The sequence below is a fragment of the Agromyces terreus genome (assembly GCF_009749465.1).
Classification (GTDB): Bacteria; Actinomycetota; Actinomycetes; order Actinomycetales; family Microbacteriaceae; genus Agromyces; species Agromyces terreus.
In genome coordinates this window covers 43,010-67,293 of the sequence record NZ_WBIS01000002.1, presented here as the reverse complement: position 1 = coordinate 67,293, position 24,284 = coordinate 43,010, and the positions used below count along the sequence as shown (strand labels likewise).

General features: G+C 71.4%; 21 protein-coding genes. 11 read left to right on the top strand and 10 right to left on the bottom strand.

All coding sequences use genetic code 11. The annotated features are described in order from the left end of the window. Positions 1–120: 120 nt before the first annotated feature. The 3 genes from purL to GQQ92_RS05450 all read right to left on the bottom strand — a co-directional run bounded on the left by purL (position 121) and on the right by GQQ92_RS05450 (position 5,757). Positions 121–2,457, bottom strand: coding sequence for a phosphoribosylformylglycinamidine synthase subunit PurL (gene purL / locus GQQ92_RS05460; RefSeq protein ID WP_232057522.1), 2,337 nt, complete (start codon positions 2,455–2,457; stop codon positions 121–123). A 280-nt stretch (positions 2,458–2,737) separates the two neighbouring features. Next, positions 2,738–4,174, bottom strand: a complete 1,437-nt coding sequence (locus GQQ92_RS05455) for an HNH endonuclease signature motif containing protein (protein ID WP_232057579.1) — start codon at positions 4,172–4,174, stop codon at positions 2,738–2,740. A 359-nt stretch (positions 4,175–4,533) separates the two neighbouring features. Beyond that, on the bottom strand, positions 4,534–5,757 hold the full coding sequence (locus GQQ92_RS05450; protein ID WP_156998236.1) for an extracellular catalytic domain type 1 short-chain-length polyhydroxyalkanoate depolymerase: 1,224 nt from the start codon (positions 5,755–5,757) through the stop codon (positions 4,534–4,536). Positions 5,758–5,982: 225 nt separating this feature from the next. Here GQQ92_RS05450 and GQQ92_RS05445 point away from each other — a divergent pair, with 225 nt between their 5' ends. The 5 genes from GQQ92_RS05445 (at position 5,983) to GQQ92_RS05425 (ending at position 11,112) form a co-directional block, all read left to right on the top strand. Continuing rightward, positions 5,983–6,714, top strand: a complete 732-nt coding sequence (locus GQQ92_RS05445) for a DUF5058 family protein (RefSeq protein WP_156998235.1) — start codon at positions 5,983–5,985, stop codon at positions 6,712–6,714. 36 nt (positions 6,715–6,750) lie between these two features. Then, complete coding sequence (locus GQQ92_RS05440) at positions 6,751–7,368, top strand: hypothetical protein (protein WP_156998234.1); 618 nt, start codon at positions 6,751–6,753, stop codon at positions 7,366–7,368. A 95-nt stretch (positions 7,369–7,463) separates the two neighbouring features. Further along, positions 7,464–8,735: an amidohydrolase gene (locus GQQ92_RS05435; protein ID WP_156998233.1), complete on the top strand. Its 1,272-nt coding sequence runs from the start codon at positions 7,464–7,466 to the stop codon at positions 8,733–8,735. A gap of 36 nt (positions 8,736–8,771) precedes the next feature. Then, entirely contained in the window at positions 8,772–9,785 is a 1,014-nt protein-coding gene (locus GQQ92_RS05430; protein WP_156998232.1) for an Lrp/AsnC family transcriptional regulator, read from the top strand. A 127-nt stretch (positions 9,786–9,912) separates the two neighbouring features. Continuing rightward, positions 9,913–11,112 carry an MFS transporter gene (locus tag GQQ92_RS05425; RefSeq protein ID WP_197738107.1) on the top strand — a complete coding sequence of 400 codons (1,200 nt, stop codon included), beginning with the start codon at positions 9,913–9,915 and terminating at the stop codon, positions 11,110–11,112. A 99-nt stretch (positions 11,113–11,211) separates the two neighbouring features. Here GQQ92_RS05425 and GQQ92_RS05420 read toward each other — a convergent pair whose 3' ends face one another. Further along, the gene (locus GQQ92_RS05420) at positions 11,212–11,673 is read right to left on the bottom strand and encodes a DUF3817 domain-containing protein (RefSeq protein ID WP_156998230.1); all 462 of its coding nucleotides are present in this window, start codon (positions 11,671–11,673) and stop codon (positions 11,212–11,214) included. Positions 11,674–11,926: 253 nt separating this feature from the next. Here GQQ92_RS05420 and GQQ92_RS05415 point away from each other — a divergent pair, with 253 nt between their 5' ends. The 3 genes from GQQ92_RS05415 to GQQ92_RS05405 all read left to right on the top strand — a co-directional run bounded on the left by GQQ92_RS05415 (position 11,927) and on the right by GQQ92_RS05405 (position 14,546). Beyond that, entirely contained in the window at positions 11,927–12,460 is a 534-nt protein-coding gene (locus tag GQQ92_RS05415; RefSeq protein WP_197738106.1) for an adenine phosphoribosyltransferase, read from the top strand. Between the two features lie 66 nt (positions 12,461–12,526). After that, positions 12,527–12,967, top strand: coding sequence for a Fur family transcriptional regulator (locus GQQ92_RS05410; RefSeq protein WP_156998229.1), 441 nt, complete (start codon positions 12,527–12,529; stop codon positions 12,965–12,967). A 118-nt stretch (positions 12,968–13,085) separates the two neighbouring features. Then, complete coding sequence (locus tag GQQ92_RS05405) at positions 13,086–14,546, top strand: catalase (RefSeq protein WP_156998228.1); 1,461 nt, start codon at positions 13,086–13,088, stop codon at positions 14,544–14,546. 96 nt (positions 14,547–14,642) lie between these two features. Here the strand turns inward: GQQ92_RS05405 and GQQ92_RS05400 are convergent, their stop codons facing one another. From GQQ92_RS05400 to GQQ92_RS05390, 3 genes are all read right to left on the bottom strand, one after another. After that, a complete protein-coding gene (locus GQQ92_RS05400) occupies positions 14,643–15,665 on the bottom strand; it encodes a DUF389 domain-containing protein (RefSeq protein WP_156998227.1) in 1,023 nt (340 codons plus the stop codon). 109 nt (positions 15,666–15,774) lie between these two features. Continuing rightward, a complete protein-coding gene (locus GQQ92_RS05395; RefSeq protein ID WP_156998226.1) occupies positions 15,775–17,115 on the bottom strand; it encodes a DUF2254 domain-containing protein in 1,341 nt (446 codons plus the stop codon). Positions 17,116–17,167: 52 nt separating this feature from the next. Beyond that, positions 17,168–18,763: an AMP-binding protein gene (locus GQQ92_RS05390; protein WP_156998225.1), complete on the bottom strand. Its 1,596-nt coding sequence runs from the start codon at positions 18,761–18,763 to the stop codon at positions 17,168–17,170. A gap of 140 nt (positions 18,764–18,903) precedes the next feature. On the opposite strand from GQQ92_RS05390, the gene GQQ92_RS05385 reads away from it, so the two are divergent. After that, the gene (locus GQQ92_RS05385; protein WP_197738105.1) at positions 18,904–20,244 is read left to right on the top strand and encodes a mechanosensitive ion channel family protein; all 1,341 of its coding nucleotides are present in this window, start codon (positions 18,904–18,906) and stop codon (positions 20,242–20,244) included. 48 nt (positions 20,245–20,292) lie between these two features. Here the strand turns inward: GQQ92_RS05385 and GQQ92_RS05380 are convergent, their stop codons facing one another. The 3 genes from GQQ92_RS05380 to purS all read right to left on the bottom strand — a co-directional run bounded on the left by GQQ92_RS05380 (position 20,293) and on the right by purS (position 21,799). Next, positions 20,293–20,673 (bottom strand): hypothetical protein, encoded by a 381-nt coding sequence (locus GQQ92_RS05380; protein ID WP_156998224.1) that lies wholly within the window; start codon positions 20,671–20,673, stop codon positions 20,293–20,295. A 141-nt stretch (positions 20,674–20,814) separates the two neighbouring features. Further along, entirely contained in the window at positions 20,815–21,513 is a 699-nt protein-coding gene (purQ, locus tag GQQ92_RS05375) for a phosphoribosylformylglycinamidine synthase subunit PurQ (protein ID WP_156998223.1), read from the bottom strand. Positions 21,514–21,517: 4 nt separating this feature from the next. Beyond that, a complete protein-coding gene (gene purS, locus GQQ92_RS05370) occupies positions 21,518–21,799 on the bottom strand; it encodes a phosphoribosylformylglycinamidine synthase subunit PurS (RefSeq protein ID WP_197738104.1) in 282 nt (93 codons plus the stop codon). A 201-nt stretch (positions 21,800–22,000) separates the two neighbouring features. Here purS and GQQ92_RS05365 point away from each other — a divergent pair, with 201 nt between their 5' ends. Together GQQ92_RS05365 and GQQ92_RS05360 are read left to right on the top strand one after the other, a co-directional pair. After that, positions 22,001–22,585: a PadR family transcriptional regulator gene (locus GQQ92_RS05365; protein WP_156998222.1), complete on the top strand. Its 585-nt coding sequence runs from the start codon at positions 22,001–22,003 to the stop codon at positions 22,583–22,585. A 129-nt stretch (positions 22,586–22,714) separates the two neighbouring features. Then, a complete protein-coding gene (locus GQQ92_RS05360; protein ID WP_156998221.1) occupies positions 22,715–24,250 on the top strand; it encodes a DHA2 family efflux MFS transporter permease subunit in 1,536 nt (511 codons plus the stop codon). The last annotated feature ends 34 nt before the right edge of the window (positions 24,251–24,284 follow it).

Sequence of the window (24,284 nt, the reverse complement as noted above, 5' to 3'; positions counted from 1 at the left end):
TTGCGGCATCCGCGCCTCGAAATTCAGGACGAGCGCGATCATGCCTGCGCTGACAGCCGTGTGGGGCTGTTTCTCCTGAATTCCGACCGGCGGGGCCGGCCCGAAGGGGATCGGTGCCGCTCAGTACCCCACGACCGGGCCGAAGGCGTCGGCGAGCGGGGCGCGGTTGACGCCGCGCAACTCGTCGATCGACACGGTGAACGCATCCTGCACCTCGAGCGAGTTCGAGGAGGCGTCGGTCACGCCGATGCGGCGCACGGGGTAGCCGCGGCCCTCGCACAGCCCGCGGAACTTCACGTCGTCTTCTCGCGGCACCGTGACGATGACGCGGCCGGCCGACTCCGAGAAGAGCGCCGTCGCGACGTCGATGCCGGCGTCGCCCGTGACCTCGCCGAGGAATACGCGCGCGCCGACGCCGAAGCGGGAGACCGCCTCGGCCAGGGCGATCGCGAGGCCGCCGTCGCTGAGGTCGTGCGCCGAGTCGACGAGTCCCTCGAGCGCGGCCGCGGCGAGCAGTTCGGCGAGCACCTTCTCGCCCTCGAGCGACACGGCCGGCGGACGCCCGCCGAGGTGGTCGTGCACGGTGCCGGCCCACGCCGACCCGTCGAGCTCGAGCGCGGTGTCGCCGAGCAGGTAGATGTTGTGGCCGTCGTCCTGCCAGCCCGAGGGCAGACGGCGGGCGACGTCGTCGATCACGCCGAGCACGGCGATGACCGGCGTCGGGTGGATCGGCACGTCGCCGGTCTGGTTGTAGAACGAGACGTTGCCGCCCGTGACGGGGATGCCGAGCTCGAGGCATCCGTCGGAGAGGCCCTCGACGGTCTCGGAGAACTGCCACATGACCTCGGGGTTCTCGGGGGAGCCGAAGTTCAGGCAGTCGCTGACGCCCATGGGCTTCGCGCCGGTGACGGCGACGTTGCGGTACGCCTCGGCGAGGGCGAGCTTCGCGCCCTGGCGCGGGTCGAGGTAGGAGTAACGGCCGTTGGCGTCGGTCGCGACCGAGACGCCGAGGCCCGACTCCTCGTCGACGCGGATCATGCCGGCGTCGTCGGGGGCGCCGAGCGCCGTGTTGCCGAGCACGTAGGAGTCGTACTGGTTCGTGACCCAGGCGGCATCCGCCTGGTTGGCCGAGCCGACGAGCTTCAGGAACTGCTCGCGGATCTCGTCGGGCGTCGCGGGGCGCTCGAGGCGAGCGGCGGTGTCGGCCTGCAGCGCGTCGATCCAGGTGGGGTAGGCGACGGGGCGCTCGTAGACCGGGCCGTCGATCGCGACGGTGCGCGGGTCGACGTTCACGATCTCCTGACCGTGCCACATGATCGAGAGGCGCCCGCTGTCGGTGACCTCGCCGAGCACGCTGGTCTCGACGTCCCACTTCTCGACGACCTTCAAGAAGCCCTCGAGCTTCTCGGGGCGCACGATCGCCATCATGCGCTCCTGGCTCTCGCTCATCAGGATCTCTTCGGGCGTGAGCGTGGGGTCGCGCAGCAGCACGTCGTCGAGCACGATGGCCATGCCGCCGTCGCCGTTGGAGGCGAGCTCCGACGTCGCGCACGAGATGCCGGCCGCGCCGAGGTCTTGGATGCCCTCGACGAGGTCGCCCTGGAACAGCTCGAGGCAGCACTCGATGAGCACCTTCTCGGCGAAGGGGTCGCCCACCTGCACCGCGGGGCGCTTGGTCGGGCCGCCCTCGGCGAACGTGTCGGACGCGAGGATGGAAGCCCCGCCGATTCCGTCGCCGCCGGTGCGGGCGCCGAACAGCACGACCTTGTTGCCCGCGCCCTTGGCGTTGGCCAGGTGCAGGTCTTCATGCCGCAGCACGCCCACGGCGAGGGCGTTCACGAGCGGGTTGGCCTGGTAGACCGAGTCGAACCAGGTCTCGCCGCCGATGTTCGGCAGGCCGAGGCAGTTGCCGTAGAAGCTGATGCCCGAGACCACGCCGTGCACGACGCGCGCGGTGTCGGGGTGGCTGATGTCGCCGAAGCGCAGCGCGTCCATGACGGCGACCGGGCGGGCGCCCATCGAGATGATGTCGCGCACGATGCCGCCGACGCCGGTAGCGGCGCCCTGGAACGGCTCGATGTACGAGGGGTGGTTGTGCGACTCGATCTTGAAGGTGACGGCCCAACCCTCGCCGATGTCGAGCACGCCGGCGTTCTCGCCCATGCCCACCATCAGGTGCTGCTTCATCTCGGGCGTGACCTTCTTGCCGAACTGCTTGAGGTACACCTTCGACGACTTGTAGGAGCAGTGCTCGCTCCACATGACCGAGTACATCGCGAGCTCGGCGCTCGTGGGGCGGCGGCCGAGGATGTTGCGGATGCGCTCGTACTCGTCGGGCTTCAGGCCCAACGCGCCGTACGGCTGCTCCTTCTCGGGCGTGGCTGCGGCGACCTCGACGGTGTCGAGCACCGGCTTCGACGATTCGGCAGCGGTCGTGGCGGTGGTTTCGATGGTCACGAGTGGCGAGCTCCAGTGGTGTGGCGGCACATGGTGGTGTGGCGGCGCAGGGGGCGGCGAGCGGATGCCGCGGGCGGATGCCTGACCCGACCAGTCTACGTGCCACCGGCGCGGGTGCCGACGGGCGTGCTGTCGGCCGCGGAGGCACGCCGCGGCAGGCGGGCGCCCCGGGCCGCCCGCGCTCCCGCGCTCCCGCGCGCACGCGCTCCCGCGTTCCCGCGCGCTCCCTCGCTCCCGCGCGCACGTGCTTCGCGCGTACGCGCGCGCTCCCGCTTTGCGCTCACGCCGCGTCGGCGGATTGCATCGGGCTGATTCTGCCGGTTCTGCCGGTTCTGCCGGTTCTGCCAGGCGGCCTGTTGGCCGGATGTCGGGGCCCGGCATTGCCCGGACGCGGCCTCTGGTGCGGATCGAGTCGGGCCGGCGGTATGAACCAGCTGCGACCATCGCGGATCTCGATGCGCCAGCCATCGTCGTGCACCCGATGATGGTGGAACGCACACAACATGATGCCGTTCGCGAGATCGGTGGTGCCGTTGTCGCGCTTCCACCACGCGATGTGGTGCGCCTCGGCATGCGATGGGGGCCGTGAGCAGCCGGGCCACGCGCACCCGCCGTCGCGCTCGACCAACGCGATCTTCTGCGCGGCCGAGAAGAGGCGAGCCGCTCGACCGAACTCGAGCACGTGGTGGCCTTCGCCCATCAGCATCGGCGCGATGCCGGCCGCCGTGGCCAACTCGTGCACGCTCGCGATGGAGATCGGTTGGTCGATGCCGTCGAGCGTGGCGTGCCCGCGCCCGGAGGTGAAGTCGACCGCATCGACGCGGGCGACGACCGTGACCGCCCGCAGTGCCGCCGGGGCCTGCTTGCTCGTCAAGGAGAGACGCGCGATGTCGGCGAGCGCGTCGGCGTTGAGCTGCTGAATGGTACGCACCTCGCCCATCACCGGATCGGTGCCGCCAGGACCGGTGCCACCAGGACCGGTGTCGCCCGGACCGATGCCGACCCCATCGGTGCCGACCCCATCGATCTCACCGTCGTCGGCCGACCCGAACGGACGCTTCGCGTCGCGTGCACGGCGAAGCTCGACCCCGACGAGGGTCTCGATCGCAAGCTTGATCGGGGCGCCGTTGACGGGATCGAAGGCGCCCTTGAGGTTGATGACGCCCGATGCGTCTTCCCAGATGGACAGGCCGCGTCGAGCCCGCAGTTCGTCTTCACGGGGCTTCACGCCCTCGGGATCGAGTCGGGCTTCGAGCTGTTTGATCAGGCGGACCAGGCCGTCGATGCCGACCTGGGGTGCGCGTTCGACGAGCCATCGCTCCGATGCCTCGAGGTCGGCGCGTTCGCATCGTGTGGCCAGCCCGTCGGTGAAGCGTCGGATCACCTCGGCCGCAGAGACGCCGATCGCACCGCGGTCGAGTGCGTCGGCGACGTGCGGGTGTCGGGGCGCCAGGGGGTCGCCGGCGAAACTCGCACGGGTGCTCGTCGCCTGGCCGACGGCCACGAGCCGGGCTGCATCGGCGTATCGCCCGCCGGTCGCCTGCGCGATGAGCCGTTCGGGAGAGGAATGCCCGTGCTTGCGCGCAAGGCTCGCCTGCGGGTCGACCCCGCTCGAGCGCTCGGCGACGCCGGCCGCGCACCGCGCCTGCAGCGCCTCGACGCGTCGACCGAGTCGGGCGAGTGCTTCGGTCGCCCGGACGAGCCCGTCATCGCTCATGGCGCGCACGTCGGAGCCCGCGTCGGCGGAGGGCGCGTCACCTGGGTGTGCGACCAGCGCGCCAGCCCACGCCCGGAGCACCTCGTCGCATGCCTCTGCGAATTCGCGGAGTGCGACGGGTGGGCTGGTCATGGTTCGATTCTAGCGGAGAATCGGCCGAGATTCGAAGGTGTGTTCGAAGAATGTCGCACCGATGTTCCCCTTCGGTCGGCACGGAACCCTGCATCCAGGCGGCGCATCGAGCACCGGCCCGGCGCATCGAGCGCCTCGCCCGCAGGCGCCCGGGGCGACGGGATCCGTCCGACGACCGCTGCGGCCGGGCGCGCCGATTCCGGGGCGCCCGGCCGTGCCGGCATCCGTCAGGAGCGGTGCCGCGAGCCGCCCTGCTGCGAGCCGCCCTGCTGCGAGCCGCCCTTGTCGGAGCCGTGCTGCGAGCCGCCCTTGTGCGTGCCGTGGTGCGACCCGCTGTGGTTCCAGCCGCCGTGGCCGGCCGAGCCGTGCGTATCGCGCGGGTGCTTCGTGTCGAGCGCGTGCTGCTCGAAGAAGTCCCACATGAGCTGCGAGGCGCTGATGTCGGTGGTCATGGAGCCCATGCCGAACCCGTTCATGTCGATCGGGCTGCCGGGCCAGGTGTGCCCGCCGTCGGTGACGCGGTAGAGCACGACGTCGGCGCCGTTGGCGCACTTCGACCACGCGAGCTTCGTCACCTCGTCGCTGACGGTCGTCGAGACGGGGCCGCGGCGGCATCCGTTGATGTCGGCCCAGGCGGCCGTCGCGACCTCGACGGAGTATCCCCACCGGGGGTCGGCGTTGCCGTCGTAGAGGTTCACGGGGTCGGCGGTGCCGTGGAAGGTGATGACGGGTACGGGGTTCACCGGGTCGCACGTCCCGGTTTCGATGGTGGCGAGGTTCGCGGCATCCGCTCGGCCGGCGCGCAGGCCGTCGACCGGGGCGATCGCGGCGAAGACGTCGGATTCGGCGCAGGCGAGGGCGGAGGCCATGCGGCCGCCACCCGAATAGCCCGTCGCGTACACGCGGGCGTCGTCGACGCAGCCGGCGGAGTCGATCGCGTCGACCACGGCGGTCAGGTAGGCGAGGTCGTCGCGGGCGTCGGCGCCGGGGATGTCGCCGGAGGTCAGCGGCACGCCGGGCACGTTCCACGCCCAGTTGCCGCCCGGAAGCGTGGCAGGGAACGCGAGGTCGCCGGTCGGCTCGGCGACGATGAAGCGCTCCGCGTCGGCGATGGCGTCGAGACCCGAGACGGATGCCTGCAGGTCGCCGTTGTTGTTCGAGCCGTGCAGGTCGAGCACGAGCGGCAGGTCGCGCCGCGCGTCGGACGTCGGCACGTGGACGCGCACCTGGAAGCTCTCCCCGTCGAACGGGACGGCGAGGGTCGACGTGCCGGTGGGCAGGGTGCGCGAGCAGGACGCGCCGCCCTTGCCGGGGTGGGCTGCGACCGACGCAGCGGCGGGTCCGGCAGTCGGGGCCGCAGCCGCGGGGAGGGCGGTCAGGCCGACGAGTGCGGCGGCGGCCAGGGCCGCGGCTGCGCCCGCTCCCCAGCGCAAGGACAGGCGGAACGACATGGAAACTCCTTCGTCTCACGTGGATCGAGCCGAACACCAAAACCAAGTGGCGTTCGGGAAGTAAGTGTCACACGCGGAATCGTCACACGCAATTCACATTCGCGGTCGTCACCGGAAACACCGAAAGAGTGGACTAATGGCCACTCAGCTCTTGTGCAACAAACTTTTCGGCCGTATCGTCCCGTTTCATCCGAAACAACGGCCACTCAATCAAGCGGAGGCCTCATGGCTCTTAGGGTAGTGTCAACCGGCGGCGACCTCACGGCGATCGCCTTCCATCCGATCCTCTGGGCGTTGGCGGTCGCGGTCTTCGCGGTCATCGTGCTCCAGTCGGTCATCTACCTCAGGGCCATCCGGAAGTCGGCCACGGCGGCCGAACTCACCCAGGCCGAGGTGACGCAGGCGGTGCGCACCGGCGCCGTCGCCGCGATCGGGCCGTCGCTCGCCGTCGCGCTCGTCGCGCTCTCGCTGCTCCCGCTGTTCGGCACCCCGGCCGTGCTCACGCGCATCGGTCTCGTCGGCTCCGCGCCGTACGACGTCGCCGCCGCCGGAATCGGCGCCTCGACCGTGGGCGCCTCGCTCGGCGGCGACGGCTACACCGCGAAGGTGTTCGCCATCTCGTTCGCCGCCATGTGCGTGCTCGGCGTGCTGTGGATGGTCTCCGCCCTCATCATCACGCCGTTGTTCAACCAGACGGGCAAGGTCCTGCGCAAGGTCAACCCGAAGGTCATGGCGATCGCGCCGCTCGTCGTGCTCCCGCTCGCCTTCGCGTTCCTCATCATCAGCGAGGTCGGCAAGTCGCCGATCAACGGCATCGTGCTCGTGGTCAGCGCGGTCATCGGCGGCGCCTGCCTCCTGGCCGCGATGAAGTGGGGTGTGCACTGGCTGCGCGAGTGGGGTCTCGGCATCGCCATCTTCGGCTCCCTCCTCGTCGGCGCCGCCGTCGCGGTGAGCTGACCCGACCGCATCGATTCGACCCAGGAAGGCATTCCCATGGCACTCGGCACCTCAGCCCCCGTCCGTTCCGGAAGCATCGCGGACTTCGATCGCACCACCTCGATCTGGGGGCCCATCACCCTCGGACTCGGGCTCGTCATCACCATGGCGGCGGCGTTCTTCGTCGCATTCGGCACCGGTCTCGGCATCACGGCCGGAGAGTTCTGGACCGCGGTCGGAGCGGTCGCGCTGCTGCTCGGCATCGGGGCGATCATCGAGCCGATCATGTACTACCCGATCCTCGGCAAGTCGGCGATGTACCAGGCGTTCATGATCGGCAACATCGGCAACAAGCTGCTCCCCGCGAGCATCGTCGCGCAGAACAAGCTCGGCGCCAAGGCCGGCACGAAGCGGGCCGAGTTCATCTCGGGATCCGCCATCATCGGCGCGGTGATCGTGCACCTGATCACGCTCATCGTGATCGTCGGCCTGCTCGGCACCTGGCTGCTGAGCCTCATTCCTGGCGAGGTCATCGAGACCGTGCAGGCCTTCATCCTTCCGGCCGTCTTCGGCGCGATGATCCCCCAGCTCGTCTCGTTCCTGATCAAGCCCAAGTCGAAGGCCCCCGCCGAAGCGGACGCCGAGTCGTACGCCGACGCCGGCGTCACCGACTGACGCCGGCCACGAGGCATCCGCTCAGCTCGACGCATCCCCCGCCGAACCAGCGCCACCGACACCCCAGCACCACCAGCACCGACAGGAAGACGGACATGACCGACACCATCGCCGGAGCCCTCGCGGGCCTCGCCAGCGCAGCGGATGCCTCGCACCCGACCGAGCTCTCCGAGAAATTCATCGAGGAGCACATCGCGATCTACCGGCACCTGCACGCGCACCCCGAACTCTCCTCGTGCGAGTCCGAGACGGCCGCGTTCATCCAGCAGCGGCTGGGCGAGCTGGGCGTCGCGTCGTTCATCTCGGGCGGCACCGGCGTCGTCGCCGTGCTCGAAAACGGCGACGGGCCGGTCATCGCGTTCCGCGCCGACACCGACGGCCTGCCGATCCTCGAGCAGACCGGCCTCGACTACGCGAGCACGGCGACGGGCACGCTGCCGAACGGCGACACCGCCCCGGTCATGCACGGCTGCGGGCACGACACCCACATCACCGCCGCGCTCGGCGCCGTGCAGCTGCTGCTCGAGCGCCGCGACAGCTGGGCCGGCACGGTCGTCTTCGTCTTCCAGCCCGCCGAGGAGACGGCCGCCGGCGCGAAGGCCATGATCGATGACGGCCTCTGGCGGAAGGCGCCGAAGCCGAGCGTCGTGCTCGCCCAGCACGTCGGGCCGCTGCCCGAGAACGTCGTCTTCATCTCCGAGGGGTCGATGGCGATGCTGGCCGATTCGTGGCGCATCACGGTGCACGGGAAGCAGGCGCACGGCTCCTCGCCCGAGATGGCGATCGACCCGATCGTGCAGGCGTCCTCGACGGTGCTGCGCCTGCAGACGATCGTCTCGCGCGAGCTCGCGCCGCGCACGCCTGCGGTCGTCACGGTCGGCACGTTCCACGCAGGCCTGAAGGAGAACATCATCCCCGAGTCGGCCGAGTTCACGGTCAACGTGCGCACGCCCGATGAGACGACCCGCGATCAGGTGCTGTCCGCGATCCGCCGCATCGTCTCCGCTGAAGCGGCGGCATCCGGAGCGCCAGAGCCCACGATCGAGCCGATCAACAACTTCCCGCGCCTCTACAACGACCCCGAGCACACGCTGGCCGTGACGGCCGCGCTCGAGGCCGAGTTCGGCGAGGGTCGCATCCTGAACGAGAAGATGGGCATGGGCTCCGAGGACGCCGGCTGGCTCGGCGACGCGATCGGCGTGCCCGTGGTCTTCTGGGGCTTCGGATGCCTCCCGCTGGCCGATCTCGCGAGCGGAGAGATGCCCGCCGCGAACCACTCGCCGTTCTTCAAGCCGAATGCGCGCAGCGCGGTCGTGACCGGAGCGCGGGCGGCCATGGCCGGGATCCTGCACTACGTGGGTCGCTGACTCGCACCGCGCGCGGTCTCGGGGGAGGATCGGTGCATGAGCATCCCACTCGATGACGTGGACCGCCGGGTCGCCGCGGCGCTCGTCCAGGACGGACGGGCGCCGTGGCGCCGCATCGCCGCCGCGATCGGCGAGCCCGAGCGCAGCGTCGCCCGTCGCGGGCGCCGCCTGCTCGACGAGGGCGTGGTGCGCGTGCTGGCCCTGCCGAACCCGGCCGGCCTCGGGCTCGCGCCGTATTCGCTGCGGGTCACGGCCACGCCGGCGTCGCTGCGCGAGGTCGCCGAGACCCTCGCAGAGCGAGCGGATGTCCCGATGCTCTCGATGCTCGCGTCGTCGAACACGTGCGTGGGCGAGGCCTACCTGCGGGTCGGCGATGCGCGGGCGTTCCTCGACGTGCTCGGCGCGATCCCGGGCGTGACGGCGTACGAGCTCGACCCGATCACGAGATACCACCGCACGAGCTCGGGGTGGCGCCCCGAGGTCCTGACCGCCGAGCAGCAGGCGCAGCTCGGCCAGGCCGACGAGATGGCGCGCCTGTTCGCCTCCCCGGCCGAGTTCGACCCCGCATCCGAGGCGCTCTTCGAGGCGATGGCGCTCGACGGTCGCGCCACGGCCGAGTCGCTCTCCGAGCGACTGAACGTGTCGACGGCGACGGTCGGCAACCGGCTCGAGCGGGCGCGATCGAACGGGCAGGTCTTCATCCGCGGCGTCGTGAGCCCGGCGTCGCTGGGCTATGCGACCGAGGCGCATCTGCGCCTGATGCCGCGGCTCTCCGAACTCGACGCGGTCGCCGAGCGCCTGTCCGCGCTGCCGATGACCCGGGTGTGCGCCGTCGCCGGCACCACCGTGGTCGCGAGCCTCGCCGCCACCGGACCGCTTCCGATCGAGCAGGCGCTGCGCGACCTGGCGGGCGAGTTCCCGTCGATCGAGCCCGTGCAGGTCGATGTCGTCGCCGAGGGATTGAAGCGGTCGGCCATCCGGTTCGTCGACGACCGGCCGGTCTCCGATCTCCGCGAGCCCACAGGAACGCTCGCAGCATCCGCTCGATAGACTGGTCGCGGTCGTCGGATCCCGTCGGCCCTGGGCGCGCACATCGGCGCGCAGTCCACGTGGCATGTCGCGCATTCGCGGAACCCCGCTCGCGCCCCCACGTCGACGACTCGTCCAGGCGCATCACATGACCTCTTCGATTCCCACGGTGCATCCCGCGCCGCCGTTCCCCTGGCTCGGGCTCGTCGTGCTCGCCGCCGCCGTCTTCCTGTCGGTCACGATCGAGATGATCCCGACCGGCCTCCTGCCCGACATGAGCCGCGACCTCGGCGTCGGCGAGCCGCTCGTCGGCCTGCTGGTCACGGTCTTCGCCGGAACGGTGGTCGTGCTGACCGTTCCGCTCGCCGCGCTGACGAAGCGGATCCCCCGTCGTCGCCTCATCGTCATCACGCTCGCGGTGCTGGCGCTCAGCTGCGTGCTCACCGCGATCGCCCCGAACTACCCGACGGTGCTCGCCACGCGCGTGCTCGGCGGCGCGGCGCACGGCGTCTTCTGGTCGGTCGTCGGCGCCTACGCGGGCCATCTCGTGCCGAAGGAGCAGCTCGCGCGAGCCGTGTCGATCAGCGTCGCGGGCGGGTCGGCGGCGTTCGTGCTCGGCGTGCCGCTCAGCACCGCGCTCGGCCAGGCGCTCGGCTGGCGGTTCGCCTTCGCGGCGATGGGCGGGCTCACGCTGCTCGGCGCGCTGCTCGTGTGGCGGTTCCTGCCGCCGGTGCGCCACCACGCCGGGGAGGCGGATGCCGCGCCGCTGCGCCTGCGGAGCGATCGCACGTTCGTGCCGGTGCTCGTCGTGTGCCTCATCACCGCGGTGACGATGATCGGCATGTACACGTTCTACACGTACATCGCGCCGTACATCACCGACGTCATGGGGCTGCCGTCGAGCGCGATCAGCCCGATGCTGCTCGCCTACGGCATCGCGGGCGCGGTGGGCCTCGTGCTCGCCGGCGCGGTGCTCGGGCGGCGACCGACGGCGGGGCTCGTGGTCGCCCTCGTCGCCACCGGCACCGGAGTCGCGGGGTTGGCGCTCTTCCCGACGACGCCCGTGGTCGGCATCGCGAGCTTCCTCCTGTTCGGCACCGCGTTCGGGGCGCTGCCCACGATGCTCAATACCCGACTGCTGCACACGGCCTCGGCGCGCATCCGCGACGCCGCGGCATCCTTCTACACGACCGCGTTCAACACGGGCATCGGCGGCGGCGCGCTGCTCGGCGCGGTGCTGTACAGCCTGATCGGGCTCGCGGCCCTGCCGTGGGTGTTCGTGGTGCTGCTCGCCTGTTCGACGACCGCGCTGGTCTGGACCGCGCTCGTCAACCGCGTCGGGCGGTAGGCGCACTGCGCTCCTGCAGGAAACGAGGCGTCATCCCCGCCTGACAGCGAGGATGGCGCCTCGATTCCTGCACGGCGAGCGGCGGGCGGATGTCGCGGGCTATGCGGGCGGCGGGACGGGCGGCCCGATGACGAGCAGCACCGTGAACGCGGCGGCCACCGCGAGCACGCCGACGGCGATCGAGACGACCGGCCGGGCCAGCACGACGCGCAGCACGCGGTTCGGGAGCGACCCGTCGTCGGGGTGGTCGCCGGCCTCGCGGCGCCATCCGCCCTCGAGGTGTCCGCGGCGCACGAGCCACAGCTCGAACGGGATCGTCGCGTAGGGCACGATCGCGGTGAGCAGGGCGAAGGCGATGCGCCCGAGGTTCCAGCGCTGGTTCACGCCGACGACGACGGCGACGACCGCGTACGCGAGGAACACGAACCCGTGGATGCCGCCGCCGATCGTCACGGCGATGTCGACGCCGAATCCGTACTTCAGGACCATGCCCGCGATGAGCAGGGTCCAGGTGATCGCCTCCGCGACGGCGAAGGTGCGGTATAGGCGTTTCGGTGACACGGGGGCTCCAGAGGTCGGGGTCCCTCCATGCTCGCAGGGCGGGCCTGTGCAGAGCCTCCGACGAACGATTGAAGTCGGAGCGTCGGTCGAGGAGCGAAGCGTCGGTCGAGGAGCGAAGCGTCGGTCGAGGAGCGAAGCGTCTCGAGACCAGCGGATGGGTCTCGAGACGGCGCTGGTGCGCCTCCTCGACCGGCGCCGGCGCGCCTCCTCGACCGGCGGCGGCGCGCCGACGCCCCCGGAGTAGCCTTGAGCGGTGACCCAGCAGGATGTGCGCGCCCTCGTCGAATCGAACCTCGCGACGATTCCCGACTTCCCCGAGCCGGGGGTGCTCTTCCGCGACCTGACGCCCGTCTTCGCCGACGGTCCCGCGTTCCACGCCCTGTCGGAGGCGCTCGTCGAGCCGTTCGCGGGTCGCTTCGACGTGCTCGCGGGCGTCGAGGCGCGCGGCTTCCTGCTCGCGGGCGCCGCCTCGGCGCTCTGCGGCGCGGGTCTGCTGCCGATCCGCAAGGCCGGCAAGCTGCCCCGCCGGGTGCTCCGCGAGGAGTACGCGCTCGAGTACGGCACGGCCGCGCTCGAGGTGCACGAGGGCGAACTGGCTCCGGGCACGCGCGTGCTCATCGTCGACGACGTGCTCGCCACGGGCGGCACGGTGGCCGCCGCGGCCCGGCTCGTCGAGCGGGCCGGTTGGCGGGTCGCGGGCGTCTCGGTCGCGATCGAACTCGTCGATCTCGGCGGGCGGGCCGCCCTCGACGACGGGCACGAGACGTTCTCGCTCCTGCAGTACTGAGGGGCCGTGCCCGTGACATCCGCTCAGTTCTTTTGAATGACTCAAAACAAGCGCTAGGCTGCTGACATGACCACCGACGAGATCCGCGCCGCGGCCGCCGAGCACCTCCGCTCGGCGGGGCTCCGCGTCACGGAGCCGCGCCTCGCGGTCCTCGAGGCGGTCACCGGCAACGGGCACCTCGATGCCGACACGGTCCACACGCGCGTGGCCGTCGGGCATCCGGGCATCTCGCTGCAGTCCGTGTACAACGTGCTCGGCGACCTGAGCGCCGCCGAGCTGCTGCGCCGCATCGAGCCGGCCGGTTCGCCGGCGCTGTTCGAGAGCCGCATCGGCGACAACCACCACCACATCGTGTGCACGCGGTGCAGTGCCGTGGCCGACGTCGACTGCATCGTGGGGCAGGCGCCGTGCCTGGCCCCGTCCGACGCGAGCGGGTTCGTGGTGCACACGGCCGAGGTCACGTTCTGGGGCCTCTGCGCGAGCTGTCAGCAGGAGGCGGGCGTCTAGCGGCAGCCGCATCACGCACGTCCGTGCCATCGCCGTGTCCGGCGCCGTTCGTCGTACCCGTTCGCGGGTGCGTCCGGCGCGCCGTCGCGGCATCCGTCACCCTACAGAGAAGGAACCGATGACCGAGAACACGACCACCCAGACCGGAACCCCCGTCGCGAGCGATGCGCACTCCCTCACCGTCGGCGCCGACGGCGCGACGGTGCTGCACGACCGCTACCTCGTCGAGAAGCTCGCGCAGTTCAACCGCGAGCGCATCCCCGAGCGCATCGTGCACGCCAAGGGCGGCGGCGCGTTCGGCCGTTTCGAGGTCACGGCGGATGTCTCCGCGTACACGCGCGCCGCGGTGTTCCAGCCGGGTGCCGAGTCCGAGACGCTGATGCGCTTCTCGTCGGTCGCCGGCGAGCAGGGCTCGCCCGACACGTGGCGCGACGTGCGCGGATTCTCGGTGAAGTTCTACACGACCGAGGGCAACTACGACATCGTCGGCAACAACACCCCGGTCTTCTTCATCCGCGACGCGATCAAGTTCCCCGACTTCATCCACTCGCAGAAGCGCCTGCCGGGCTCGGGACTGCGCGACGCCGACATGCAGTGGGACTTCTGGACGCTCTCGCCCGAGTCGGCGCACCAGGTCACCTACCTCATGGGCGACCGCGGACTGCCGAAGTCGTGGCGCGAGATGCACGGCTTCGGCTCGCACACGTACCAGTGGATCAACGCCGCGGGCGAGCAGTTCTGGGTGAAGTACCACTTCCGTTCGCGGCAGGGCGACCTGCACCTCGACGCCGCGACCGCAGAGGCCATCGCCGGCGCGGACGCCGACTTCTACCGCCGCGACCTGCACGACGCGATCGAGGCCGGCGACCACCCGACGTGGGACCTCCACGTCCAGGTGATGCCGTACGAGGACGCGAAGACCTACCGCTTCAACCCGTTCGACCTCACGAAGGTGTGGCCGCACGCCGACTACCCGCTGATCCCGGTCGGCACCCTCACGCTCGACCGCAACCCGCAGAACTTCTTCGCCGAGATCGAGCAGGCGGCCTTCTCGCCCGCGAACACCGTGCCGGGCATCGGCATCAGCCCCGACAAGATGCTCATGGCGCGCGTGTTCAGCTACCCCGACGCGCAGCGCTACCGCGTCGGCACGAACTACAACCAGATCCCGGTGAACGCGCCGCACGCGGCATCCGTCGCCAACTACTCGCAGGACGGCGCCCAGCGCCACGGGTTCAACTCGCCCTCGACGCCCGTCTACGCCCCGAACTCGTTCGGCGGCCCGGTCGCGAACGCGGATGCCGCGGGCGAGGGCTCGTGGGAGGGCGACGGCGAGCTCGTGCGCGCCGCCTACACCCTGCGCAGCGACGACTCCGACTTCGGCCAGGCGGGCACGCTCTACCGGGAGGTCTACTCCGACGAGGCGAAGCAGCGCCTGCTCGAGACCCTGACCGGCCAGGGCGAGGCCATCACCGTCGACGCGATCCGCGAGCGCTTCTTCCAGTACTGGACGAACGTCGACGCCGACCTCGGCACCGCCCTGCGCGCCGCCGTCGGGGACGAGGACGCCGCGGCGTAAGGCGCCGGCCGATGAGGCCGGGGCGCGAGCGGATGCCGCGTCCCGGCCCTTCGGCGTCGGTGCGCGCGGGAGCGGGCCCGCGCTGCGGTGCCGTGCCTAATCCCCTTCGGGCGTCGCCTCGGGGCCGAGCCTGACCGTGTAGGTCGGTACGAGCTCGATCTGCACCTCGGCCGGGTCGATGCCCGCGGCGCGGAGCGCACTCTCGAGCGTCGCGGTGTCGGGGTCGCCGCCGTCGCCCTCGAACGCCGCGACCAGGATGCCGTTCGTGGTCTTCACGCCCGTGAGCACCCAGTCGTTCTCGCCGCCCCACTCGTCGGCGATGTGGTGCACGGTGGCCTCGCGCGTGATGTTCTCGGCCGTCTGCACGCTCGAGACGGTGAGCGGCACGAGCACCACGATGCCCATGACCGTCAGGGCGATCGCCGTGTTGCGGCGCTTGCGCGCGATCACGCGGGCGTCGGCCGGAGGGGCCGCGAGCCGGCCTGCGCCGTACACCGCCATGACGACGATGCCGGTGCCGATGATCGCGGCCACGTTCGTCAGGAAGAGGAGCAGCGCCCCCATCGACTGGTCGGGCGCGCCCGACTCGAGCGTCAGGCCGACGACCGACAGCGGCGGCACGAGCGAGATCGCGATCGCGACCCCCGGGAGCGCGTCGGAGATGTCGCGGCGCACGAGGGCGATCGAGCCGACGATGCCGGTCGCGAGCGCAGCGAGCAGGTCGATGAGTCCCGGGGAGACGCGGCCGGCGACCTGCGAGTTGGTCGCGGCCACCACGTCGTTCACGACCATGAGCCCGACGACGAACCCGATGCCGATGGCCGTGGACGCGCCGGCGACGAGCAGCAGCAGCGAGCGGATCAGGGCGTCGCGGTCGCCGAGCACGGTCGCGAGCATGGTGCCCTGGATCGGCAGCATGAGCGGCGCCACGATCATCGCGCCGATGACCGTGGCGGTGGAGTCCGCGACGACGCCCGCGGCGGCGATGATCGACGAGAGGATGAGCAGCATCCAGAACCGGCTCAGCTTGTGCGGAGCCTGCGGGCCGTCGAACAGGACCGCGTCGCGCATGTACGCGAGGTCGTTCAACTGCGGTTTGGTGCGCGTCGCATCGCTCATCTTCGGCCCCTTCGACCCCGCCCTCGGCAGGTGTGCGGGCTGATCATATCCGCGTCGTGGGCGCGCCGATCAGCACGGTCGATCGGACACGCCGGACGTCGTCGGGCGCTCAGAGGCGTGCTCTGGCCCGTCGACTGAGCGCGTCGAATTCCTCGCGCTCCTCGTCGAGGTAGCGGGCGGCGGCGACCGATGCGTCGAGCCGATCGAGGCTGCGGCGGATCGCCCCGCGTCGGCCGAGGTCGCGGACGCGCTCGCCGAGCTCGTCGAACAGCAGGTAGAGGCGCCTCACGACGGCGGGGTCCTCGACGCCGTATCGCCGCGGCTGCTGCACGGCGAGTTCGAGCAGTTCCTCGAACCCGTCGAGCGCGGGCACCGATCTGGCGATGCCCCGGTCGTCGGCGAGGGCGGGCGGCGTCGGCGGCAGTCCGCCGAGATCGGCCAGGAGGGCGCTGAGGTGGCCGAGCGCGTGCACCGCGGTCGTCGGATCGTTGATGCCGGGCGAGAGGGCGCGCGCGGCGATGTCGACGAGTTGGCGCACGCCGTAGCCGACGTCCTGCGTGGGCGTGCGCTCGTAGCCGATCTGCACGGCGGCAGCGAGTCGTCTCGTGATCGCCTCCCCGTCGAGCTCCTCGGTCTGCGCGCCGGCGGGCCTCGGCCACCACTCGAGCATGGCCGTGCCCTCGATGACGTTCGCGCCGATCGCGCGCAGCTCGCGCACGACCAGATCGTGCTCGACGGCGACCTCGATCATCGTGCGCCGGTCGACGCCCGTGATGAATCCCGACCCGGGCGCCACGACGAGTTCGACCTCGTCCGGTTCGGCGGGCGCCGTGGCCGCGGGCGTCTCCGACGTCTGCACGAGCAGCGCGATCGTGCGGTCGGTCTCGGCGTGCACGTCGCGCATGACGGTCTCGACCCGGAGCTGCCGGGCGAGGTGCGCGAGGAACACCGTCAGCTGGATCACGCTCGCGAAGGTGAGGAGCGAGGCGAGCGTGACCGCGATGCGCGGGGTGAACCCCTCGCCCGAGTCCGAGACCGTGCGCAGCACGGTGAGCGAGTACGCGAAGGTGCCGAGGAAGAGCGCGAGGGTGGCGTGCACCGTGCGGTCGGCGGCGAAGAGCCGCAGCACCCTCGGCGACGCCTGGCTGCTGGCGAGCTGCAGCGCGACGACCGTGAGCGAGAAGGTCAGCGAGGTCACGGTGATCATCGAGCCCGCGATCGCCGAGAGCACCGAACGTGCGGCCGCGGTGCCGCTGCCGAAGAGCAGGTCGGCGGAGGTGCCCGCCAGTTGCGGATCGACCGCGACGTCGATGATGGGCACGACGATGCCGAGGATGACGGCGGCGACGACCGCGGCGACCGGCAGCGGCCACAGCCGTGTGGCCACGGCGTCGCGCGCCACGGCCCATCGCCGTTCGGTGGTGCCCCTCCGATCGGCGGTGCGCGTCATCGCGATGCCCTGCTCGGCGCCGGCACGCCCGTGCGGCCCCCGTCGGCCCGGATCAGCTCGCCGCCCCCGTCGCCTGCCGCGTGCGCAGGTCCTTGCGGAGGATCTTGCCCGCGGTCGACTTCGGCACCACGTCGATGAACTCGACCTCGCGCACCTTCTCGTGCGGGGCGACGTGCTCGGCGACGTGCGCCATCACCTCGTCGGCCGTGAGATCCGCCCCGGCCTGCACGACGACGAACGCCTTCGGGATCTCCTGTCCGTCCTCGTCGAGCACGCCGATGACCGCGGCATCCGCGATCTTCGGATGCCCCAGCAGCACGGCCTCGAGCACCGCGGGCGCGACCTGATAGCCCTTGTACTTGATGAGCTCCTTGAGTCGGTCGACGATGCGGTAGACGCCGTCGACAGTGACCGTCGCGATGTCGCCCGTGTGCAGCCACCCGTCGGCGTCGAGCATCGTGGCCGTCGCCTCGTCGTTGCCGAGGTATCCCTTCATGACCTGCGGCCCGCGGATCCAGAGCTCGCCCGGCTCGCTCGCGCCGTCGGCGGGCACCTCGACGTCGGCGCCCGACTCGACGTCGACGACGCGCGCCTCGGTGCTGGGCAGCAGGTGGCCGATGCTCGAGCGGTCGAGGTCGGGCCGGTCCACCGCGATGACATGCGTGACCGGGCTCGTCTCGGTCATGCCGTACCCCTGGCAGACGGTGCAGTCGAGTCGCTCGGCCACGGCCTCGGCGAGGGCGCCGTCGAGGGGCGCGGCGCCCGAGAACACGACCTTGACGCTCGAGAGGTCGGCCTCCGCGACGAGCGGATGCTTCGCGAGCGCGACCGCGATCGGCGGCGCGATGAAGAGCCACGTCGCCCGGTGCTCGCCGATCACCCGGAGGAACTCGGCGAGGTCGAACTTCGGCATCGTCACGAGGCTCGCGCGGCAGCGCAGCGCGTAGTTCAGGAGCACCGTCATGCCGTAGATGTGGAAGAACGGCAGCACGGCCAGCACGCGGTCGTCGCGCTCGAGCCCGATCGCGGCCATGTTCTGCGCGACGTTCGCGACGAGGTTGCGGTGCGTGAGCATGACGCCCTTCGGACGGCCGGTGGTGCCCGAGGAGTAGGGGAGCACGGCGAGGTGCTCGGCCGGGTCGAACGTCACGTCGGGAGCCCGATGGCCCTCGCCGAGGAGGTCGCGCAGCGACGGGTGCCCTTCGGCGCCGTCGAGCACGATGAGGTGGTCGTCGGCGATGCCGACCCGTTCGGCCGCGGCCTTCGCCCCCGGCAGCAGCGGCGACACCGTGAAGAACCAGGTCGCGCCGGAGTCGGTGAGCTGGTTGGCGATCTCGTCGGGCGTGTAGAGCGAGTTCACGGTCGTCGCGGTGGCGCCCGCGCGCAGGATGCCGTGGAAGACGGTCGCGAAGGCGGGCACGTTCGGGCAGAGCAGCGCGACGACGTCGCCGACGCCCACGCCGCGGTCGGCGAGCGCGCCGGCGAGGAGCGAGATCTGGCCGACGAGCTGCCGGTAGGTGGTCTCGGCCCCGGACATGCCGTCGACGATGGCGACCTGGTCGAGGTCCTCCTCACCCAGGCCGCCGAAGAGGAAGTCGAACACGGACAGGTCGGGAACGGTCGCATCGGGGCGCGGACTGCGGGCCATCGGATCTCCTTCGATCAACGGGTGCAGCCATCATCCGTCATCCGCCGTCCGGAGGGAAGGGCGGATGCCGCACCTGAAGCCGTACCCAGCCAGGCGGCCGAGGCGCTGCATAGGCTGGGACGGACCCGAGAAGGAGATGTATGCAGTCGTTGCTCGAAGGCCACCCGTGGATCGGATTCGCGATCGCCGTCGCGATCGTGTTCCTGGGGGTGCTCGCGATCTCCGCGATCGCGTCGCTCATCGTGCGCGCCATCGCACGCCGGCGGGACTGGGCCGCGATCCTCATCGAGCGGGCGCGGTGGCCGTTCCGCAGCATCCTGCTCGTCGTGGGCCTCTGGATCGCGGTGCGCGTCGCGTTCCCAGAACAGGAGTCGCTTCCCGCGCTCGAGCACCTCGCGCTCATCCTCGTCATCGCGCTCGGGGCATGGCTCGTGGCCCAGGTGTTCCTGTTCCTGGCCGACATCAGCGTCGCGCGCTACGACGTCGACGTCGCCGACAACCGGGTCGCGAGGCGCGTGCGCACCCAGATGCAGATCGTGCGCCGGCTCGTGGTGGTCGTCATCGTCGTCGTCGCGATCGGCTCGATCCTGCTCACCTTCGATCAGGTTCGGGCGGTGGGCGCGAGCGTGCTCGCCTCGGCCGGCATCGCCTCGATCGTGGCGGGCCTCGCGGCGCAGACGGTGCTCGCCAATGTCTTCGCGGGCGTGCAGATCGCGTTCAGCGAGGCGATCCGCGTCGACGACGTCGTGGTGGTCGACGGCGAGTGGGGGCGTATCCGGGAGATCACGCTGACCTACGTGGTCGTCGTGACGTGGGACGAGCGCACCGTCGTGCTGCCGTGCACGTACTTCACGACCACGCCGTTCGAGAACTGGACGAAGTACGGCAGCGCGCTGATCGGCGCGGTCGAGTTCGACGTCGACTGGCGCGTCTCGACCGACGCCATGCGCGCGGAGCTCGATCGGGTGCTCGCGGGCTCCGACCTCTGGGACGGCCGCACCTCGGTGCTCCAGGTCACCGAGGCGACGGGCGGATTCGTGCGGGTGCGGGTGCTCGTGAGCGCCGCCGACTCCGCCGCGCTCTGGGATCTGCGCTGCGTCGCCCGCGAGCGGCTCGTCGAGTGGGTGCGCGAGACCGACGCCGATGCGCTGCCGCGCCAGCGGGTGCTGATCGGCGATGGTCGCAGCGCCGGCGACCGCGCGACGACGGATGCCGCGACCGTCGGGGCCGACGGCGGTGACGGCGGTGACGGCAAGCGTGCCGCCGACCGCGGCGATCGTGCCGTTCCAGCCCGAAGCGACGCGCCCAAGACGCCGCACGCCGAGCCCGAGCGCGAGCGTGCGGGCCTCTTCTCGGGCACGGCCGATGCCGAGGAGCGCGCCTCGTCGTTCACCGCCGCGATCCCCGTGCAGCGCCCCGAGGATCCGGCCGACGCCGAACGCCGGACCGCGCACGGCCCCGACGGCGGCGACGGAGCCTGACGGCGGTCGCCCTCGAGCCGGGCGCCCGCGGCGAGGCATCCGCTCGGGTCAGGAGTTCGTGCCGTCCGCGGTGCCGGGCTGGTCGGCCGACTGGTCGCCCTGCTCGCCTGGGGGCATGCCGGGTCCGCGCTCTCCGGGCCCGCCCTGCGGCGGCTGGCCGTCGCCCGGGAACTGGCCGGGGCCGCCTTCGAGTGGTCCCGGCCCGCCCTGCGTGTCGGTCACCGCGCCCAGGAGGGAGCCCGCGGAACCGACGGCGAAGCCGCCCGCGAACGACAGGAGCACGAGCAGCGCGGCGCCCGCGATGAGCACCCAGAGTCGCCGATACCACGGGGTCTCCGCCGTCCGATCGGGCGTCTCATGGACCGAACCGGGCGGATGCGGCGGGGTCGCCGTCTGCTCGTGGGCCGGGTACGGGGTCGTTGCGGTCATGGTGCGTCCTCCTGCGCGGCCCGCGAGACGCTCCCGTGGGCGCCGCCCATGTTCGTGCCGCAACCTGTGCGCCGGGTATCACCCGGCCATCAGCGCGCCATCAGGCGGCCGCGAGCGCGCCGCGAGGCGACGATCTGCCGATCAGGCCTCGACGAGGGCGCTGCGGATGACGCTCGTGAAGAAGCCGAGGCCGTCGACGCCGGAGCGCATGGCCGCGGCGGTATCGGGGCCGAAGCCGGGCTCGACGGCGTGCTCGGGGTGCGGCATGAGGCCGACGACGTTGCCGCGGGCGTTCGTGATGCCGGCGATGTCGCGCATCGAGCCGTTGGGGTTCACGTCGACGTAGCGGAACGCGACGCGGCCCTCGCCCTCGAGGCGGTCGAGGGTGTCGGCGTCGGCGATGAATCCGCCCTCGCCGTTCTTCAGCGGGATGGTGATCTGCTGGCCGGCCTCGAAGTCGGACGTCCAGGCGGTCGCGGCGTTCTCGACCGTGAGCACCTGGTCGCGGCAGATGAACGAACCGTGGTCGTTGCGGATCAGGCCGCCCTCGAGCAGGTGCGCCTCGGTGAGCATCTGGAAGCCGTTGCAGATGCCGAGCACGGGCATGCCCGAGTTCGCGGCGTCGACGACCTCGGTCATGATCGGCGAGAGCGAGGCGATGGCGCCGCAGCGCAGGTAGTCGCCGTAGCTGAACCCGCCGGGCAGGATCAGCGCGTCGACGCCCTCGAGGTCGTGCGAGCCGTGCCACAGGGCGACGGGTTCGCCGCCGGCGAGGCGCACCGCGCGCTGCGCGTCGCGGTCGTCGAGCGATCCGGGGAAGGTGATGACGCCGATGCGCATGCGATCAGGCCTCGGTACTCGCGTCGGCGGCCGGCTCGGCGTCGCCGAAGTCGATGTTCACGACGTCTTCGATGACCGAGTTCGAGAGGATCTCGTCGGCGATCTGCTGCACGCTCGCGCGCAGCTCGTCGTCGACGGGGCCGTCGACGGTGAGTTCGAAGCGCTTGCCGATGCGCACGGAGCTGATGGCGGCGTGGCCGGTGCGGGAGAGGGCGCCGGCGACGGCCTTCCCCTGGGGGTCGAGCAGTTCGGCCTTGGGCATCACGTCGACGACGATGGTGGGCACCGCGGTTCTCCGTCCGGTGTCGAGGGTGTGGATGCCTCGATTCTACCGGGGCGGGCGCGTGTGCGCGGCCACCCGGTCGCGGCGGTCGTCGGGCGGATGCCGCGGGGCCCGGGGGTCGGGTCGGCGCGGAGGTTGCGACCTCCGAGTTCCGAGCGTATTATTCCACGCGGAATAGTTGCCGCGCCGACGGAAGGAGACCGGATGCCGCGCCTGAATCCGCTCGCCGTCGCGGCGCTCGCCGTGCTCGTCGAGCAGCCCATGCATCCGTACGAGATGTACCAGCTCATGCTGCAGCGACGCGAGGACCACGTCGTCAGGGTGAGCGCCGGCTCGCTCTACCGGGCCGTCGAGCGACTCGCCGCCGACGGGCTCATCGTCGAGCACGCGACCGAGCGCGAGGGCAACCGGCCCGAGCGCACGGTCTACGCGATCACCGAGCAGGGCCGTGCGGCCTTCCTCGAGACCATCGCGTCCATGCTTCCCGACCACGTCAACGAGTACCCCGAGTTCCCGCTCGCCGTCGGCGAGGCGCACAACCTGCCGCGCGATCGGGTCGTCGAGCTGCTCGGCGAACGTGCCGAGCAGCTCCGGGCGACCGTCGCCTCGCTCGACGCCGGGCTCGCCCGTGTCGACGCGAAGGGCGTCCCGACGCGTTTCGTGCTCAACAAGCACTACTCGCGGGCGATGGTCCTCGCCGAGCTCGACTGGGTACTCGCGACCATCGACGACCTGACCACGGGCGCGCTCGACTGGTCGTCGCCGCACGGCCCGCATCCCGTCGCCTGACGCCGTCGCCCGACCTCGTCGCCCGAACCCGCCTGACCCCGCCGCCTGACCCCGCCGCCCGGCACTCGCCGCCGGCCGAATACGCCGAACCGCCCGCACCTCACGCGGTGCGCTGAAGGAGCCCCTCCCATGCAACGCGAAATCCGCCCCTGGCCGGCCCTCTGGGCCCTGGTCGTCGGGTTCTTCATGATCCTGGTCGACTCGACCATCGTCTCCGTCGCGAACCCCGCCATCATGCGGGGGCTCGACGCCGACCTCACCTCCGTGCTCTGGGTGACCAGCGCCTACCTGCTCGCCTACGCGGTGCCGTTGCTGATCACCGGTCGCATGGGCGACCGGTTCGGCCCCAAGAACGTCTACCTCGTGGGGCTCGTGATCTTCACGCTGGCGTCGCTCTGGTGCGGACTCTCAGGCGACATCGGCATGCTCATCGTCGCGCGGGTCGTGCAGGGCCTCGGCGCCGCGCTCATGACGCCGCAGACGATGGCCGTCATCACCCGCATCTTCCCGCCCGACCAGCGCGGCAAGGCGATGGGGCTCTGGGGTGCCGTGGCCGGCATCGCGACGCTCGTCGGCCCGATCCTCGGCGGCGTGCTCGTCGACAGCCTCGGCTGGGAGTGGATCTTCATCGTCAACGTGCCCGTCGGCGTCGTCGCGTTCGTGCTCGCCTGGCGTCTCGTGCCGCAGCTCGAGACCCACGAGCACTCGTTCGACTGGCTCGGCGTCGTGCTGAGCGCGGCCGGCATGTTCCTCGTGATCTTCGGCATCCAGGAGGGCGAGACCTACGACTGGGGCACGATCACGGGGCCGATCACCGTGTGGGGCCTCATCGTCACCGGGCTCGTGGTGCTCGTGGCGTTCGTCGTCTGGCAGCGGTTCAACCGCAAGGAGCCGCTCCTGCCGCTCAGCCTCTTCCGCGACCGCAACTTCTCGCTCGCGAACGGCGGCATCACCCTCGTGGGCCTCGCGATGGTGGCCATGCCGCTGCCGCTCACCTTCTACTTCCAGATCGCGCGAGGCCTCGAGCCCACGCAGTCCGCCCTCATGCTCGCGCCCATGGCGGTCGTCGCCGGCGTCATGGCCCCCGTCATCGGCCGGCTCACCGACCGCGTCGACCCGAAGTGGATCGCGTTCGCCGGGTTCCTCATCACCGCGGCCGCGCTCGCGGCGATGACGCTGCTCATCTCGCCCGACGTCGACCTGTGGGTGCTCCTCATTCCGGCCGCGTTCCTCGGCCTCGGCACCTCGGGCATCTGGGCGCCGCTCGCCTCGACGGCCACCCGCAACCTGCCGCCCGCCCAGGCCGGCGCGGGTTCGGGCGTCTACAACATGACCCGCCAGGTCGGCTCGGTCTTCGGCGCCGCCGCGATCACCGCGCTGCTCAACGCCCGGCTCGAGGTCAACCTGCCCGGGTACGACTCCGACGCCTCGCAGCAGGCGAGCGGCAGCGGACAGGCGCTGCCCCCGCAGATCGCCGAGGGCTTCACGGATGCCATGAGCCAAGCGCTCTGGCTCCCCGTGGTCGCGTTCGCGGTCGCGGCGATCCTCGTGCTGTTCTTCGCCAAGCCGAAGCAGACCGTCGCCTGGGGCGAGCACTCCGGCGCCGCGGCCTGGAAGGACACCGCGGGCGCACCCACGACGGGCTCGCTCAGCGCGATCGACTGAGCCTCGCGATTCGACCTGCAGGAAACTGGGCCGC

What these genes read in the sequence shown, in the direction of transcription:
- GQQ92_RS05455 (WP_232057579.1), bottom strand. Translation starts at nt 4,174, where the DNA reads ATGAGCGATGACGGGCTCGTCCGGGCGACCGAAGCACTCGCCCGACTC.
- GQQ92_RS05450 (WP_156998236.1), bottom strand. Translation starts at nt 5,757, where the DNA reads ATGTCGTTCCGCCTGTCCTTGCGCTGGGGAGCGGGCGCAGCCGCGGCC.
- GQQ92_RS05445 (WP_156998235.1), top strand. Translation starts at nt 5,983, where the DNA reads ATGGCTCTTAGGGTAGTGTCAACCGGCGGCGACCTCACGGCGATCGCC.
- GQQ92_RS05440 (WP_156998234.1), top strand. Translation starts at nt 6,751, where the DNA reads ATGGCACTCGGCACCTCAGCCCCCGTCCGTTCCGGAAGCATCGCGGAC.
- GQQ92_RS05435 (WP_156998233.1), top strand. Translation starts at nt 7,464, where the DNA reads ATGACCGACACCATCGCCGGAGCCCTCGCGGGCCTCGCCAGCGCAGCG.
- GQQ92_RS05430 (WP_156998232.1), top strand. Translation starts at nt 8,772, where the DNA reads ATGAGCATCCCACTCGATGACGTGGACCGCCGGGTCGCCGCGGCGCTC.
- GQQ92_RS05425 (WP_197738107.1), top strand. Translation starts at nt 9,913, where the DNA reads ATGACCTCTTCGATTCCCACGGTGCATCCCGCGCCGCCGTTCCCCTGG.
- GQQ92_RS05410 (WP_156998229.1), top strand. Translation starts at nt 12,527, where the DNA reads ATGACCACCGACGAGATCCGCGCCGCGGCCGCCGAGCACCTCCGCTCG.
- GQQ92_RS05405 (WP_156998228.1), top strand. Translation starts at nt 13,086, where the DNA reads ATGACCGAGAACACGACCACCCAGACCGGAACCCCCGTCGCGAGCGAT.
- GQQ92_RS05400 (WP_156998227.1), bottom strand. Translation starts at nt 15,665, where the DNA reads ATGAGCGATGCGACGCGCACCAAACCGCAGTTGAACGACCTCGCGTAC.
- GQQ92_RS05395 (WP_156998226.1), bottom strand. Translation starts at nt 17,115, where the DNA reads ATGACGCGCACCGCCGATCGGAGGGGCACCACCGAACGGCGATGGGCC.
- GQQ92_RS05390 (WP_156998225.1), bottom strand. Translation starts at nt 18,763, where the DNA reads ATGGCCCGCAGTCCGCGCCCCGATGCGACCGTTCCCGACCTGTCCGTG.
- GQQ92_RS05385 (WP_197738105.1), top strand. Translation starts at nt 18,904, where the DNA reads ATGCAGTCGTTGCTCGAAGGCCACCCGTGGATCGGATTCGCGATCGCC.
- GQQ92_RS05380 (WP_156998224.1), bottom strand. Translation starts at nt 20,673, where the DNA reads ATGACCGCAACGACCCCGTACCCGGCCCACGAGCAGACGGCGACCCCG.
- purQ (WP_156998223.1), bottom strand. Translation starts at nt 21,513, where the DNA reads ATGCGCATCGGCGTCATCACCTTCCCCGGATCGCTCGACGACCGCGAC.
- GQQ92_RS05365 (WP_156998222.1), top strand. Translation starts at nt 22,001, where the DNA reads ATGCCGCGCCTGAATCCGCTCGCCGTCGCGGCGCTCGCCGTGCTCGTC.
- GQQ92_RS05360 (WP_156998221.1), top strand. Translation starts at nt 22,715, where the DNA reads ATGCAACGCGAAATCCGCCCCTGGCCGGCCCTCTGGGCCCTGGTCGTC.